Source organism: Rhizobium sp. SU303, assembly GCF_021052345.1.
Taxonomy (GTDB): Bacteria; Pseudomonadota; Alphaproteobacteria; order Rhizobiales; family Rhizobiaceae; genus Rhizobium; species Rhizobium laguerreae.
Genome location: NZ_CP088095.1, coordinates 1011742 through 1025334 on the forward strand (window position 1 = coordinate 1011742; position 13593 = coordinate 1025334).

General features: G+C 61.2%; 16 protein-coding genes and 1 pseudogene. 10 read left to right on the top strand and 7 right to left on the bottom strand.

Features of this window, described 5'->3' with window-relative positions:
- Nucleotides 1-37: 37 nt before the first annotated feature.
- The gene (locus RlegSU303_RS05085; protein WP_231283545.1) at nt 38-2146 is read right to left on the bottom strand and encodes a S9 family peptidase; all 2109 of its coding nucleotides are present in this window, start codon (nt 2144-2146) and stop codon (nt 38-40) included.
- 251 nt (nt 2147-2397) lie between these two features.
- Here RlegSU303_RS05085 and RlegSU303_RS05090 point away from each other — a divergent pair, with 251 nt between their 5' ends.
- Nucleotides 2398-2787, top strand: a complete 390-nt coding sequence (locus RlegSU303_RS05090) for a DUF930 domain-containing protein (protein WP_017959609.1) — start codon at nt 2398-2400, stop codon at nt 2785-2787.
- 101 nt (nt 2788-2888) lie between these two features.
- Nucleotides 2889-3728 (top strand): polysaccharide deacetylase family protein, encoded by an 840-nt coding sequence (locus RlegSU303_RS05095; protein WP_231283546.1) that lies wholly within the window; start codon nt 2889-2891, stop codon nt 3726-3728.
- Nucleotides 3729-3749: 21 nt separating this feature from the next.
- On the opposite strand, the gene RlegSU303_RS05100 is transcribed toward RlegSU303_RS05095, so the two are convergent.
- Both RlegSU303_RS05100 and RlegSU303_RS05105 read right to left on the bottom strand, forming a co-directional pair.
- Complete coding sequence (locus RlegSU303_RS05100; protein ID WP_231283547.1) at nt 3750-5042, bottom strand: NAD(P)/FAD-dependent oxidoreductase; 1293 nt, start codon at nt 5040-5042, stop codon at nt 3750-3752.
- A gap of 18 nt (nt 5043-5060) precedes the next feature.
- A complete protein-coding gene (locus RlegSU303_RS05105; protein ID WP_017959612.1) occupies nt 5061-6227 on the bottom strand; it encodes an AI-2E family transporter in 1167 nt (388 codons plus the stop codon).
- 253 nt (nt 6228-6480) lie between these two features.
- Between RlegSU303_RS05105 and RlegSU303_RS05110 the strand changes: the two genes are divergently transcribed.
- Complete coding sequence (locus RlegSU303_RS05110; RefSeq protein ID WP_231283548.1) at nt 6481-6864, top strand: hypothetical protein; 384 nt, start codon at nt 6481-6483, stop codon at nt 6862-6864.
- Between the two features lie 10 nt (nt 6865-6874).
- On the opposite strand, the gene RlegSU303_RS05115 is transcribed toward RlegSU303_RS05110, so the two are convergent.
- Nucleotides 6875-7840, bottom strand: coding sequence for a VOC family protein (locus RlegSU303_RS05115; RefSeq protein ID WP_445944749.1), 966 nt, complete (start codon nt 7838-7840; stop codon nt 6875-6877).
- A gap of 191 nt (nt 7841-8031) precedes the next feature.
- Here RlegSU303_RS05115 and RlegSU303_RS05120 point away from each other — a divergent pair, with 191 nt between their 5' ends.
- The 4 genes from RlegSU303_RS05120 (at nt 8032) to RlegSU303_RS05135 (ending at nt 10695) form a co-directional block, all read left to right on the top strand.
- Complete coding sequence (locus RlegSU303_RS05120) at nt 8032-8451, top strand: universal stress protein (RefSeq protein WP_017959615.1); 420 nt, start codon at nt 8032-8034, stop codon at nt 8449-8451.
- Nucleotides 8452-8566: 115 nt separating this feature from the next.
- Nucleotides 8567-9235 (top strand): PAQR family membrane homeostasis protein TrhA, encoded by a 669-nt coding sequence (trhA, locus tag RlegSU303_RS05125; protein WP_027665105.1) that lies wholly within the window; start codon nt 8567-8569, stop codon nt 9233-9235.
- Nucleotides 9236-9301: 66 nt separating this feature from the next.
- Complete coding sequence (locus RlegSU303_RS05130; protein ID WP_017959617.1) at nt 9302-9853, top strand: GNAT family N-acetyltransferase; 552 nt, start codon at nt 9302-9304, stop codon at nt 9851-9853.
- Between the two features lie 140 nt (nt 9854-9993).
- Nucleotides 9994-10695, top strand: a complete 702-nt coding sequence (locus RlegSU303_RS05135; RefSeq protein WP_017959618.1) for a pentapeptide repeat-containing protein — start codon at nt 9994-9996, stop codon at nt 10693-10695.
- 73 nt (nt 10696-10768) lie between these two features.
- Here RlegSU303_RS05135 and RlegSU303_RS05140 read toward each other — a convergent pair.
- Nucleotides 10769-10864: pseudogene (locus RlegSU303_RS05140) on the bottom strand (aspartate-semialdehyde dehydrogenase); the annotation flags it as partial.
- A 139-nt stretch (nt 10865-11003) separates the two neighbouring features.
- A complete protein-coding gene (locus RlegSU303_RS05145; protein WP_231283550.1) occupies nt 11004-11225 on the bottom strand; it encodes a hypothetical protein in 222 nt (73 codons plus the stop codon).
- Nucleotides 11226-11434: 209 nt separating this feature from the next.
- Here RlegSU303_RS05145 and RlegSU303_RS05150 point away from each other — a divergent pair, with 209 nt between their 5' ends.
- Nucleotides 11435-11911 (top strand): Hsp20 family protein, encoded by a 477-nt coding sequence (locus RlegSU303_RS05150; protein ID WP_094086403.1) that lies wholly within the window; start codon nt 11435-11437, stop codon nt 11909-11911.
- Nucleotides 11912-11952: 41 nt separating this feature from the next.
- Nucleotides 11953-12462, top strand: a complete 510-nt coding sequence (locus RlegSU303_RS05155; RefSeq protein ID WP_017959621.1) for an Hsp20/alpha crystallin family protein — start codon at nt 11953-11955, stop codon at nt 12460-12462.
- Nucleotides 12463-12593: 131 nt separating this feature from the next.
- Here the strand turns inward: RlegSU303_RS05155 and msrB are convergent, their stop codons facing one another.
- On the bottom strand, nt 12594-13007 hold the full coding sequence (msrB, locus tag RlegSU303_RS05160) for a peptide-methionine (R)-S-oxide reductase MsrB (protein ID WP_017959622.1): 414 nt from the start codon (nt 13005-13007) through the stop codon (nt 12594-12596).
- 189 nt (nt 13008-13196) lie between these two features.
- On the opposite strand from msrB, the gene RlegSU303_RS05165 reads away from it, so the two are divergent.
- Entirely contained in the window at nt 13197-13412 is a 216-nt protein-coding gene (locus RlegSU303_RS05165) for a hypothetical protein (protein WP_017959623.1), read from the top strand.
- Nucleotides 13413-13593: the final 181 nt, after the last annotated feature.

A 13593-nucleotide genomic window follows, 5' to 3' on the forward strand; every position in this document is an offset into this window, starting at 1 on the left:
CCTTGTGTCACACAGCACGCCCCACGCCGTCTAACCTTCACATTTTCTCCGCCACTTTGATCGCAAACGCATACTCGAACGCAATCTCTTCCAGCCGCTGGAAGCGGCCCGAGGCGCCGCCGTGGCCGGCGTCCATGTTGGTCTTGAGCAGGATCGGCGCGTTGCCCGTCGTCTTGTCGCGGAGCTTCGCCACCCACTTTGCCGGCTCCCAATAGGTAACGCGCGGGTCCGTCAGGCCGCCGAGCGCCAGGATCGGCGGATAGGCTTTCGCGTCGACATTGTCATAGGGCGAGTAGGATGCGATCTGCTCGTATTCTTCCTTGCTGTCGATCGGGTTGCCCCATTCCGGCCATTCCGGCGGGGTGAGCGGCAAAGTGTCGTCGAGCATGGTGTTGAGCACGTCGACGAAGGGAACGGCGGCAATGAGGCCGGCGAACTTCTCCGGCGCCATGTTGGCAACCGCACCCATCAGCATGCCGCCGGCCGATCCGCCCTCAGCGATGATCTTCGCGTAAGACGTGAACTTCTGTTGATTCAGATAATCGGCCGCTGCGACGAAGTCCTTGAAGGTATTCGTCTTCTTGTCCATCTTGCCGTCTTCGTACCAGGAAAATCCCTTGTCCTTGCCGCCGCGGATATGGGCAATCGCATAGACGAAGCCGCGGTCGGCGAGCGACAGGCAGTTGGTGTTGAAGCCGGCCGGAATGGTGATGCCGTAGGCACCATAGCCATAGAGCAGGCAGGGGGCGCTGCCGTCGAGTAGGGTGTCCCTACGATAGAGCAGGGTGACCGGCACCTTCTCGCCGTCCCATGCCGGCGCAAAGACGCGGCGGGTGATGTAGTCGTCGGGATTGTGGCCGGACGGCACTTCCTGAGTCTTCAACAGCGTGCGCTCGCGCGTCACCATGTTGTAGTCGTAGAGCTGCGACGGCGTCGTCATCGAGGAATAGGAGAAGCGGATAATATCCGTATCGTATTCCGCAGCACCCTGCAGCCCCAGCGAATAGGCTTCCTCGGCAAAGGCGATCGCATGTTCCTCGCCGGTCGCCCGATCGCGGATCATGATCTGCGGCAGCCCGTCCTTGCGCTCCAGCCACAGGAGGTGGCGGGCATAGGCCATGTGGCTGATGATGAGCGTGCCGGGCTTATGCGGCACGACCTCGCGCCAGTTTTCCTTGCCGGGCTTATCAACCGGCGCTTCCATGATCTTGAAATCCTTGGCGTCGCCGTCATTCGTCAGGATGTAGAAGACGTCACCGCCCTCGGTCAGCGAATATTCGATGCCTTCCTCGCGGGGCGCCACCAGCTTCGGCTCGGCGGTCAAATCCTTGGTCGACAGCAGCCGGTATTCGCTGGTCTCGTGGTCGTGAATGTCGATATAGATGAAATCGTCAAGCAGTGAGCCGCCGACGCCCATGAAGAAGCCGGCATCCTCTTCCTCATAGACCAGCCGGTCTTCCGACTGCGGCTGGCCGAGAATGTGGTGGAACACCTTCGAGGGCCGATGATTCTCGTCGAGCGCCGAATAGAAGAAGCTCTTGCCATCGGGCGCCCAGACGCCGCCGCCGCCGGTATTTTCGATCCGGTCGGTAAGGTCTTGCCCGGTCTGGAGGTCTCGCACCTGCAGCGTAAAGAATTCCGAACCCTTGTCGTCGTAACCCCAGATGCCGCGGCTGTGGTCGCTCGAATGGTCGAGGCCGGCGAGGCGGAAATAGGCCTTGCCGGTGGCCTCCTTGTCGCCGTCGAGCAGCACCGTGCGGATCGTCTCGTCGGCGACGTTGCCGTCGCGGGCGATGCGGAAAAAGCGCGGCTGTTCGCCGCCGGTGACATAGAAGGTGCCGTAGGCATATGCCCCGTCCTTCATCGGCACCGAGCTGTCATCTTCCTTGATGCGGCCGCGCATTTCGGCAAACAGCACCTTCTGCAGCGGCTTGGTGTCCTCCATCGCCGCGTTCATATAGGCGTTTTCGGCTTCGAGATGGCGGCGGATCTCAGGGTCGAGAATCGATGGATCCTTGAACATCGCCTGCCAGTTGTCGGCGCGCAGCCAGGCATAGTCGTCCGTGCGGGTGATGCCGTGGCGCGTATCGGAGATCGGCTTCTTCGGTGCGGCAGGCGGGGTCGGCAGGCTCTTGAAAACGGACAAGGAATGGCTCCGGGTCGGAATGTCGGGTTGGCAAGAGATAGAGGCGCGCCGCCGCCGGATCAAGCGGCAAGGGTGTGGCAAGAGTACAGCTGCCCTTCCACAGACAAGGAGGACACCCAAGCCACCGTGCCTTGATGTCACCACAATATTTAAGAAAGTCCGCTATCTCAGTGAATTTGCACGTGCCCAGCCCCCGGCAAGTTGTCGGCGGCAGGGTGAAAATTGCAGAACAGTAAGGGATTTTTTCCGCAATGCCGAAACGTCTGGTCCTGTTTCTATCCCTCGCAAGCCTTGCTGCCCCCGCCTTTGCCGTCGATCCCGCCATCAAGAAGCAGCTGGAAAAACTCGATCCCTCGACCCGCCTGGAACAGAGCTGCGACACCGAGGCGATGAGCCGCATCAATAAGGACAGCACCGGCTTCAAGCCCGACAAGGTGATCGCCTATACCTTCAAGGAGCCGATCCCCGGCGATAATTCGCTGGAGGCGCCGGGTGCCGTCTTCCGCAGCAAGGGCGACTGGTACCATCTCTCCTACAATTGCATCACCGGTCCGCAGCATATCAACGTGCGCGAGCTCAATTACGAGATCGGCGAGAAGGTGCCGCGCGACAAATGGAACAAGTATTATCTCTATGATTGATACGGCCTGTCCGTCCAAGCGGCTGCGGTGACATCCGGCCGCATGGCGCCGGGGGAGAGCCGCCGCTAAAGTCGGCAGCTCGAGCCATAGAAACCCGTTATATGAACCGCATCCTGCTCGCTTCGGCGTTCCTTCTCGTCAGCATCTCGGCTGTATTCGCCGACGAAACTCCGTCAGCGCTGCCCGCTTCAGCCGTGGTCAGTCCGGTCCCGGCTGCAGTCAGTCCGGTCCCGGCTGCAGTCGATCCGGCCCCGAAGGTGCCGGCGCTAAAACTCGTCGAGCCGCATCTGCATATCGCCCGTTCCAATATCGCGGGCCATGCCCGCATTGCGCTGACCTTCGATGCCTGCATGGGCCAGGCGGACGAGCGCATCCTTTCCACGTTGGTGCGGGAACGCATCCCGGCAACGATCTTCGTCACCGCCCGCTGGCTGAAGCGCAACCCCGCTACGGTCGCCGTGTTCCTGCAGAATCCCGATCTCTTCGAACTCGAAAACCACGGCCAGAACCATATTCCGGCCGTCGATACGCCGGCTCTAATTTATGGCATCGCGTCTGCCGGTTCGCCGCAGGCGGTGCGGCAGGAAGTCGAAGGCGGTGCCGCCGCCATGGTCGCAGCCGGCCTCCCGGCGCCGCACTGGTTCCGCGGCTCGACTGCCAAATATGATCTTTCCGCCATCGGTGAGATCCGTGCCATGGGCTATCGCATTGCCGGTTATTCGGTGAATGGCGACGGCGGCTCGCTGCTCGGAGCTGGCATCACCGAAAAGCGCATCGCCTCGGCCAAGGACGGCGACGTCGTCATCTCCCACATCAACCAGCCGACCCATGCGGCCGGCGAGGGGGTAGCCAAGGCACTGGTCGATCTCAAGGCCAAGGGCACGCAATTCGTCCGCCTCGGGGATGTCGAGGACACTGGTGACGACAAGACGACGCAGTAACGGCCAGAAGCGCTTTTTCGTTTAACGCAGCGCTATCTCCGGCGGTCGAAAGCGCTCATGCAGCGTTCTGGAACCCGGTCCGTCGCGGTCGAGCGCGAAATCCTCGAACCAGTCGCGATGCATGCCGGCGAGCATGGCGCCGATCATCTGCGCGGCGAGATAGGAAAAGGTGATGCCGTTGCCGCCGTAGCCATAGGCTGCGAACACATGCGGTATCTCCGGCACCGGGCCGATCAGCGGCAGACCGTCGGCCGTCTCGCCGAAAGTGCCGCACCAGGCGTGTTCCACCCGCGTATCCGCCTTCGGCCACAGCCGCTTCATCTTCTCTTGGATTGCCTTGATCTTGGCCGGCAGCTTCCGATCCCGTACCTCGGCATCGATGGTCTCGTCATCCTCGCCGCCGGCGACGATGCGATTGTCCGCCGTCGTTCGCATGTAGAGATAGGGATGGCTGTCCTCCCAGATCAGCGCCCTGTCGCGCCAGAAATTTGCCGGGTCTTGCGGCACGGTGGCGAACGCCCAGCTAGAACTCGAGCGGTGCAGCTTCGGCATGTCGAGACCCGGCATCGAATAGCCGGTCGCCAGCACGACATGCCGCGCCTCGATGACGTGGCCTCCATCGGTCACTGCCGTGACATGATCGCCTTCGCTGTGAAGCGTGGTCACGGGAGCGTTGACCAGTAGCGCGCCGCGCCGCACCGCCATCTCGATCAAGGCCCAGGTCAGAAGCAGCGGATCGGCCTCCGCCGAACCCGGCGAATAGATCGCGCCATCCCGATCAAGCTCGAACTGTGTGAAGAGATCGGGATGTTCGAGATAGACGCCGGGCAGGCCGGCCCGGCGGCGAAGCTGGCGCTCCTCCCTGAGGTTGCGCGCGCCTTCGCAGTTGGCGGCGAGATAGAGTGTGTTGCGCGGCCGGAAGCCGCAGGCGATGCCGTTGGCGGCGATGAGCTTGGAAAGGCCGGCGACCGCAGCACCACTGCGGCGGTAGATGCCGGCCGCGCGCTCGAAGCCGTAATAATCCTCGAGTTCGCTGAGCGTGCTGTCGATTTCCCATTGCAGCATCGCCGTACTCGCCGCGGTGCTGCCAAAGCCGGGCTCCTCCCGGTCGATGACCGCAACGGAAAAACCCCGCGCCGTCAGATGTTCTGCGACCAATGCGCCGGTGATGCCGCCGCCGATCACGGCGACGTCGGTGGCAAAACTCTGCTCGATCGGCCGCCATTCCGGCCTTATGCCGCTTTTTCCCCAGAGAGAACGGCCGCTCACCATCTGGTCGTGATCGGATTCGGTAAGATCGAGATCAGATGCCACGGACGTTCCCCCGGTTGATCATTTCGGCAATTGCGGCTGCGGCTTTTCCTCGATCAGCAGTTCGTCGATAACGGTCATGACAATCAGTGAAAGCGGCAGTGCCAGCATGGCGCCGACGGCACCCCACATCCATGTCCAGAACAGGATGGCGAGGAAGACGACGAAGGGATTGATTTCCAGCCGCCGTCCCATCACCGCGGGGAAGATCAGGTTCTCCATGAGGAGATGCACTGTGAAGAAGGCTGCGGCCGGCATTAGGCCGATGAGGATGCCATCATGAGTTAGGATGCCGGCGATGGCGACAGCAAGCGTCATCAGCGTGATGCCGAGATAAGGGATGAAGCTCGACAGGAAGGCAAAGAAGCCCCAGAGCACCGGGGCCGACAGCCCGCCTGCATAGGCGATGACGGTCATGACGACGCCGAGCCCAACATAGATCAGCGAGGCCGTTGCGAAATAAAATCCGAGTACCTGCTCGACGGCATTGATGACGCGGATTGCCGCCAGGCGCTGCGTGCGGGTGCGGAAGGTCATGATGATCGTCTTGCGCAGGTTGACCCGACCAGCGAGGAAGAACAGCAGCGCCGCAAAAAATATCAGTCCCTGCACCAGCGCCGGCGTCAGGCTACTTGTCACCACGTGCAGCACGTTGCCAGTGTTTTCGAGCAGCGCACCGATCGACATCGACTCGCTTTTGAATGTCGCCGGCGTGATATGCAGCCATGTGATGCGCTCCAGATAAGGCATGACGCGGTTTATGGTTCGCTCGGCGAAGGCGGGGCCCTCATTGGCAAGCGTCATCAGCGGGTCGGCGAGTGAGTTGATCAACAGGAAGATCACCAGCGCCACGCTGCTTGAAAGGATGAAGGCGTTGGCAAGCCGCGGCACCCCCATCTTGCCGAGCTTTTCCGCCGCCATGCCAAGGATCATGCCGACGACGACGGCAAGTGTGATCGGGATGAGGATCAGCGACATCAGGTAGACGGCCGCAAGGAAGAGAATGCCGAAGATGCCGATGATCGCCCAGGCCATGCTGACATCGAGCCCGTCTTTTTCCAGCCGGTGCAGCGGCGGCGGCGGCAGTTCTTCCGCAGCTTCCTTCAGCGATTGTGCCCATGCGCTGGTGTGGCGTTCGCCGATGGCGATCTTCTTTGCTTGTTTGCGGATGCCATTGGCGATGCCCATGCGGTGAGGTCCCCGAAGCCCCATTGCTTCCCCACGGAAACGCGCCGATAGGGTTCCGGTTCCGTGAGGTGTGATGGCGTCGCGGCTGCGCAACCCGTTGTTGAGCCGAGCAGACCTTCCGGCGGCTTGGCGAGCGTGAAATTCGCCAGCGAAAAGGCGCCGCCAACATCGTCGGCAACAGCGTAGAATTTGAGCTGTCCCGCCGGAACAACGTCACAGTCGCAGGCGTTCGGCCCGAGAAGGAGTGAAGGCCATGATTGAAGATCCCGATCAGACAAAAGCCGTCAAGACCTATACGGCCGATCCACCTTATGCAGACGAGGCGACGCTGAAAGCTGCCGAACAGCGCCGGTGGTGGAGTTGGACGGTCATCTGGGCCGGAGCGGCAGTCCTCATCATTGCTGGCGTGAGTGTTGCGATTTGGCCCAATCCCAGCAACAATGACCCGACGACGACGGCCTCGACGAAGCCGGATCCGATCAATGCACAACCATTCGGCCCCGGCACCTTCAACAACGATCCTGTCTCCGGCGCAGCAAGGCCTCCGGAAGCTGTGGACCGCTCACCATCGCCGAGCGGAAATGGTGGTGGGCCGACGCAGGTGACGACACCATCGGGCGCCGAGAAGGTCCGATAGCGTCTTCGGATCAAGCCGACAGCGTTAGGCCGATGCCCCACGGATCTTTCAGGAAGATGCCGCCGTCGCGCTTCTCGCTGTTGATCTCCAGCGCATCGAGCTTGGAGACGGCCGCATCCAGCGTGGCCTTGTCGTTGAAACGAATCTTGTAGTCGGACAGCCCGGTCATATTGCCGGCGCGTGCCATGGCGCCGCGGCTGTTCCAGATATTGGCGCCGAGATGGTGATGGTAGCCGCCGCTCGCAAAGAAGCTCGCGCCCGGATAGCGCGCCATCAGCTTGAGGCCGAGGACGTCGCGGTAGAAGGCGTCGGCCTGTGGAATATCGCCGACCTGCAGATGCAGGTGGCCGATTGCCGTTCCCGCAGCCATGCCGTCCCAGCGCTCATCAGGCGCGCTGTTGTAGAGCGCCTGCAGGTCGAGGCGCAGCGTCGCCATCTCCACCATGCCGTCCTCATGGAATTTCCATTGTTCGTGCGGCCGGTCGGCGTAGATTTCGATGCCGTTGCCTTCGGGATCGGCAAGGTAGATCGCTTCGCTGACGAGATGGTCCGACGCGCCGTCGAGCGCGACGTTATTCTGTGCCGCATGGCGCAGCCAGCGTGCCAGTTCGGTCCGATCCGGCATCAGGAAGGCGGTGTGGAAAAGGCCGGCGGCATTGCGCGGCGCGATGGTCGCATTCTTGGCGGTGGTCAGCGTCAGCAATGGCTGATCGCCGACACCCAGCACTTCGCCGCTCGCCGTCTTCTCGATGACTTTCAGGCCAAGCATCGATTGATAGAAGCCGGAAACCAGACCGAGGTCGGTCACGACCAGATGCGACTGGTCGATATAGGCGGGCCGCGTCAGCGCATAGGAAGTTTCGGTCGTCATGGCTTGTTCTCCTGCCTCTGAATTGGCCCGTAGGATAGAAGGCGTACCGGCGATGGCGGCAAACACGCCGCCCGTGGCAAGCCCGAGGAAGTTTCGCCGGTTCATTCGCTTCTGATCTCCCCTCGGCTGCCGTACTTGACCCCTATATGGCGCATTCCAATTGTTCACAGAAGATGCGTTTTTGACGATGAAGCGTTGAACAGATGTTGACGATGACTTGCGCCCACTTGATCGCGATCAATGCGTTCATATCTCCATAAGAGGAAACTTATGCATCTCAGTCATGGAGGGAAGCCATGTACAGGAAGATCATCGTAGCGATCGCGCTCGGCGGCATCGACAAGGGAGAAAAAATCCTTCGCAAGGCCGCGTCCCTGCTCGACGAAGGCGGCGAGATCATCGCGCTCAACGTCGTCGAGGATGTGCCGAGTTATGTCGCGATCGAACTGCCGGCCAATATGGTCGAGGACGTCATGAAGGACAGCCGCGGGCAGCTGGAAGCACTGGTCGCCGCAGCCGGTGTTGCGGCAACTGTCGAGATCCGCAACGGCCCGCCTGCCAAAGCGATCATCTCGGCCGCCGAAACCCACGGCGCCGATCTGATTATCGTCGCCTCGCACGTTCCCGACTTTTCCAACTACTTCATCGGCGCCACTGCCGATCGGGTCGTGCGCCATGCCAAATGCTCGGTGCTGGTTGACCGTCAGAAGGTTTGACTTTGCGCCCTGCTGCCTGTCACGAAGATTTACCGCCGGTGCGCTTTGCCGCAGTTGCGCGCCCGTCCGTTCGATGCGACGATTGCAACCGGAGTATGAAACGGATTGGGCGTGCATGGGCGAGTTCAACGGCATTCGCTGGGCTTATGATAGATACGAACTGATCGCCGACGGTATCGTTCATGGCGTCGGTCTCGTGCTGGCCCTGATCGGGGCCACCGTGCTGATCTTCTACGCCACGGTCTGGAGCTCCTACGGCGCGCTCGCTGCCGCCTGGATCTATGGCGTCGGGCTGGTGCTGACGCTTGCCATTTCCTTTTCCTACAACGCCTGGCCGGTCTCGCGCACGAAGTGGTATCTGCGCCGCTTCGATCATTCGGCGATCTTCCTCTTGATCGCCGCCACCTATACGCCCTTCCTCGAACGCGGCGCCGACGATCCGCTGCTCTTGTTCATGCTGGTCGCGATCTGGCTGTTTGCCGCTGTCGGCATTCTCCTGAAATGCGTCTTTCCCGGGCGTTTCGACCGTCTCGCCATCCTGCTTTATCTCGCCATGGGGTGGAGCGGCGTGCTGGTGGCCGAGCCCGTCGCCTCGCGCATTCCCGCCGCCTCCATGCTGCTGATCGTCATCGGCGGCGTCATCTATTCGCTCGGCGTCATCTTCCACGTCTGGGAGAAGCTGCGCTTCCAGAACGCCATCTGGCACGGCTTCGTCGTCACCGCCGCGGCCGTGCATTATTCGGCCGTCTTCACCTGTTTCAGCCTGTCGGCGCCGGGCCTCTGAACGACTGATGTGCCGGAGGTCGTCGGTCTTTCGCATCCGCCGTTTACATCTTTGCAGGCGCGGCGTATGCCCACCTTCGCAAACAATATGAACCCGAGCATCATGACAGACGCTGTCCTCCTCCGCGACGCCACCGAAGCCGATCTTTCCGCCATCCGCGATATCTACAATCATGCGGTCGAGCACACCACGGCGATCTGGAACGACACGCTGGTCGATCTTGAAAATCGGCTGGAATGGTTCAGGGCGCGCAAGGCGCGCGGCTTTCCCGTCATCGTCGCCGAAATGTCGGGCAAGGTCGCCGGCTATGCCTCCTATGGCGACTGGCGGCCTTTCGACGGCTACCGCCACACGGTCGAGCATTCCGTCTATGTCGACAAGGATTGCCGCGGTGCGGGCATCGGCGAGCGCCTGATGCGGGAGCTGATCACGCGTGCTGCGGCCGGCAATATCCATGTGATGATTGCCGGCATCGAGGCTGAGAACGCAGCCTCGATCAGGCTGCACGAAAAACTTGGTTTCCGCATCGCCGGCAGATTTTCCGAAGTCGGCACCAAGTTCGGCCGCTGGCTGGACCTCACCTGCATGGAGCTTCGCCTGCCCGGCAAGGTGGATTGATCCGCCTGCCTGGCAAATCCGGACCGCAATCCATTGTGAACGGCGCGCGCCATCTTTTTATTGTAGTCTGAGCTGTGTAAGAAAATGGAAGGCTGCTTCGCGAAAGGCGGCCTGAAAGCGTCATGGGGGTGAACTGTTCAATGGCAATGCACGGATCGTCGCTCGGTCTCCTTGCCCTCGTCCTTCTGGCATTTCCGCCAATTGCCGCACGGGCCGCCGATTGCAGCAGTCTGGCCGAGCCGAAGCTCGACTGGCAGGAATGCACCAAGAAAAACCTGATGCTACAGGGCAGTGATCTCGAAGGCGCCAATCTCGTCGGCACCGATTTTTCGCTGACCGATCTCGCCGGCGCCAACGTCAAATCCGCCAATCTGGAGAAAGCGACGCTGGTGCGCGCCTCTCTGGAGGGCGCACACGCCGAAGGCGCCAATTTTGCCAAGATCGAGGCCTACCGATCCAGCTTCGCCAATGTCGCCGCCGAGGGCGCCTCCTTTGCTGGCGCCGAGCTGCAGCGCGCCAATTTCGCCGGCGCCCAGCTCTCCGGCGCGAGCTTCGAAAAGGCTGAACTCGGCCGCGCCGATTTCGACAAGGCGGTGCTGACGGGGGTGAAATTCTCTTTCGCCAATCTCTCCCGCGCCGATCTCTCCAAGGCCACCTTCGAAGGCCCGGCGACCTTCGAGCGCGCCTTCATGTTCCTGACCCGCATCGAAGGCCTCGACCTCTCGGGCGCCGCCGGGCTCGAACAGGCGCAGATCGACCTTGCCTGCGGCGATGCCTCGACCAAGCTGCCCCCCGGCCTCTCGGTACCCTCGACTTGGCCATGCCCTGCCGATCACGATTGATTGGTTGGGGTTGCCGCGACCGAGCGATTGGTAAGGCACGCAACGATCTGGCTGGGGGACTGTCGTATTCGATTTAGTGCAATCGTAACTCGCCCGTGACGCGACGCCATTCGTTCGGTCCGATCAGCCGCTGGTGGCTGTAGCGAACGGAATGCAGCGGCCTGTTGATCGGTAATGGCTCGGCTGACGTCGCCATTCGCCGGTCGGGACGCCAGGTCGTGGTCGATGTAATGGATCGCCACGGCAATGTTCAGGTGCTCACGATAGCATGACGGATCGGTGGGGGAGAGGCGGGTCATCCGCCTTTCCTATTCCGGTTCCTCTTCATCCGAACTCAGCAGATCAACAAGCGCAGCAACCCTGCCTGTTGCCAGAGGCCGGCCTTCACCCATCAAGGCTTCGTCGTTGCTGGCCCACGCAAATGCCTCGGCGAGTTCAGCCTGGGTGGCGCCTGTCGCGATGACCTCGGCCACGAGCGTTTCATCGGCGGGCCCGAGGACGGCGATGACGTCCTTTGAAGTCATTGTCATAACCATTTCTCCTCTCTCAAGCTCAGCCCAGATATGGTGGTGCCTTCGAAGAAAGCAATTTTTCGCTGAGAAATTCTCTCCTCTTGAAACGGTAAGCTGCTGAATTATATCAGTATTGTCGATCGCCGAGCAGGGATCGACAGGTCCAGGAGACGCCTGTCGCTCTTGGCGTCTCCTGTATCCATGTTGCTTGTAAGGAGGATATGGCTATGAGGACAAACCTCGATTTCTCTCCCCTGATCCGGTCGAGCGTCGGCTTCGAGCGGATGTTGAACGCACTCGAGGCTGCAAGCCGCGCCGAGACAATCGACAACTGGCCGCCTTACGATATCGTCAAAACCGGCGAGGACGAATACCGCATCGCCATGGCAGTGGCGGGCTTCTCGCAGGACGAACTGGCGATCATCCAAGAGCAGAACATGCTCGTCGTCTCAGGGCAGAAGGCGAACGGCGAAGATGTTCAATATCTGCATCGCGGCATTGCTAGTCGAAGCTTCCAGCGTCGGTTCGAATTGGCCGACCACGTCAAGGTCGTGGATGCCGGCCTCGTCAACGGTCTGCTGACCATCGATCTCAAGCGTGAAATTCCTGAAGAGATGAAGCCGCGCCAGATCGAGATCGGAACTGGAAATGCAATGCCGAAGGCCGAGACCAAGCAGATCGAGGCCGAGACGCAGGCAGCCTGAGCCGTCAGGAATGCCCAAGAACCACCAGAAAGGAGTAAGCCATGAGTGTTCGTGATTTGATTCCTTGGGGCCGCAACAACGGCCACCAGGTTCCGAGTCTCCTCCGCGAGGACGACCATGATCCTTTCCTGTCGCTCCATCGCGAGGTCAACCGTCTGTTCGACGATGCTTTCCGCAGCTTCGGCTCTGGCCTGCCGTCACTGCGGGGCGCCAGCGGTTTCGGTGCCGGCTGGCCGAGTGTCGAGATCTCCGACACCGATAAGGATATCAAGGTGACGGCCGAAGTCCCCGGCCTTGAGGAAAAGGACATCGAGGTCATTCTCGATGATGGCGTTCTGACGCTGAAGGGCGAAAAGCGTTCGGAGACGGAAGACAAGGAGAAGCAGTTCTCGGAGCGCTACTATGGCCGCTTCGAGCGGCGCATCCCGCTCGGCACCGAGGTCAAGGAAGATCAGGTCGACGCCACCTTCAAGAACGGCGTCCTGACCGTCACCTTGCCCAAGACCGAAAAGGCGCAGTCACAGGTCAGGCGCATCGCCATCAGAAGCTGATCGAAACGAGGGCGGCGGCCGACCACCTGGCGGCCGCCGCTACCATGTCGTCCATGGTGGCACGGAAATTTCCGTCGCGCTTAGTCTCCTCATGGCCGCGGGATCGGCAGATGCCGATCGCAGGTTCAGGCCTATTTCCCAGGCTCGAACACCATGGAGTGGCCGTTGATGCAATAGCGCAGGCCGGTCGGCGGTGGGCCGTCCGGAAAGACGTGGCCGAGATGGGCATCGCAGCTGCCGCAGCGGATTTCGGTGCGCACCATGCCGTGGGTCGTGTCGCGATGCTCGATCACCGCTTCGGGCGACACCGCTTCGAAATAGCTCGGCCAGCCGCAGCCGGCATCGAATTTCGTGTCGGAGCGGAAAAGCGGCGCGTTGCAGCCGACGCAGCGGTAAAGCCCCGTCTCGAACGAATCCCAGTAGGGGCCGGTGAAGGCGCGTTCGGTGCCGTGCTGGCGCGTGATGCGGTATTGCTCGGGGGTGAGCTGCTCTTTCCATTCGGCGTCGGTCTTGTGGATCTTGGCGGTGGTCGCAGTTTCGGACATGGGGTGCTCCTTTCGCCGAGGGGCGGGTTCCGTTTCGCGAGAAAATGTGGTGCGCCGCGTTCACTTCATCAAGTCTCCCGCGGCGCGCCATGAGATTGGCCGCATACCCAATTGGGGGAAGAGGCTTGCTTTTACATCCGTTAGGGGTTTTCTGTTAGGGTTAATGTTGCGTGCATTGGAGAATCACTGGTGTTTGAGGCAGCAATCGTCCTGCTCTACGGCCTTGTGGCCGTGGCAGCCATGGCGGTCACACTTTTGGAAGGCTGGGCCAACCATGACGGCTTGACGCTTCATCGTCTCGCCGGGCTCCTCGCTTGCCTGCTCTGGCCGCTGACGCTTCTGGTCTTCATCCTGCACGGTTGCATCGCCCGGCTGCTGACGCGTCTTTCCCGATCGACGGCCTGATCGGCTTCGAAGATCGCCTGCTTCGCCGGACCGGCCGAAATCGCTTGAGACACTCCCTCGTTTCGCCTAAGTCAGAAGACAGGCCGGTTTTCGCCGGCTTTCGTCTGTTGCCTTTCCGGTGTCGCGCGTCTTTTCAGGCGCAAAGGATGCTGTACCGCTTTGAATTGCTGCATAATTTCAT

Excerpts from the sequence above, each read along its gene's own strand:
- RlegSU303_RS05090 (WP_017959609.1), top strand. The coding sequence starts at position 2,398 with ATGCCGAAACGTCTGGTCCTGTTTCTATCCCTCGCAAGCCTTGCTGCC.
- RlegSU303_RS05095 (WP_231283546.1), top strand. The coding sequence starts at position 2,889 with ATGAACCGCATCCTGCTCGCTTCGGCGTTCCTTCTCGTCAGCATCTCG.
- RlegSU303_RS05105 (WP_017959612.1), bottom strand. The coding sequence starts at position 6,227 with ATGGGCATCGCCAATGGCATCCGCAAACAAGCAAAGAAGATCGCCATC.
- RlegSU303_RS05110 (WP_231283548.1), top strand. The coding sequence starts at position 6,481 with ATGATTGAAGATCCCGATCAGACAAAAGCCGTCAAGACCTATACGGCC.
- RlegSU303_RS05115 (WP_445944749.1), bottom strand. The coding sequence starts at position 7,840 with ATGAACCGGCGAAACTTCCTCGGGCTTGCCACGGGCGGCGTGTTTGCC.
- RlegSU303_RS05120 (WP_017959615.1), top strand. The coding sequence starts at position 8,032 with ATGTACAGGAAGATCATCGTAGCGATCGCGCTCGGCGGCATCGACAAG.
- trhA (WP_027665105.1), top strand. The coding sequence starts at position 8,567 with ATGGGCGAGTTCAACGGCATTCGCTGGGCTTATGATAGATACGAACTG.
- RlegSU303_RS05130 (WP_017959617.1), top strand. The coding sequence starts at position 9,302 with ATGCCCACCTTCGCAAACAATATGAACCCGAGCATCATGACAGACGCT.
- RlegSU303_RS05135 (WP_017959618.1), top strand. The coding sequence starts at position 9,994 with ATGGCAATGCACGGATCGTCGCTCGGTCTCCTTGCCCTCGTCCTTCTG.
- RlegSU303_RS05145 (WP_231283550.1), bottom strand. The coding sequence starts at position 11,225 with ATGACAATGACTTCAAAGGACGTCATCGCCGTCCTCGGGCCCGCCGAT.
- RlegSU303_RS05150 (WP_094086403.1), top strand. The coding sequence starts at position 11,435 with ATGAGGACAAACCTCGATTTCTCTCCCCTGATCCGGTCGAGCGTCGGC.
- RlegSU303_RS05155 (WP_017959621.1), top strand. The coding sequence starts at position 11,953 with ATGAGTGTTCGTGATTTGATTCCTTGGGGCCGCAACAACGGCCACCAG.
- msrB (WP_017959622.1), bottom strand. The coding sequence starts at position 13,007 with ATGTCCGAAACTGCGACCACCGCCAAGATCCACAAGACCGACGCCGAA.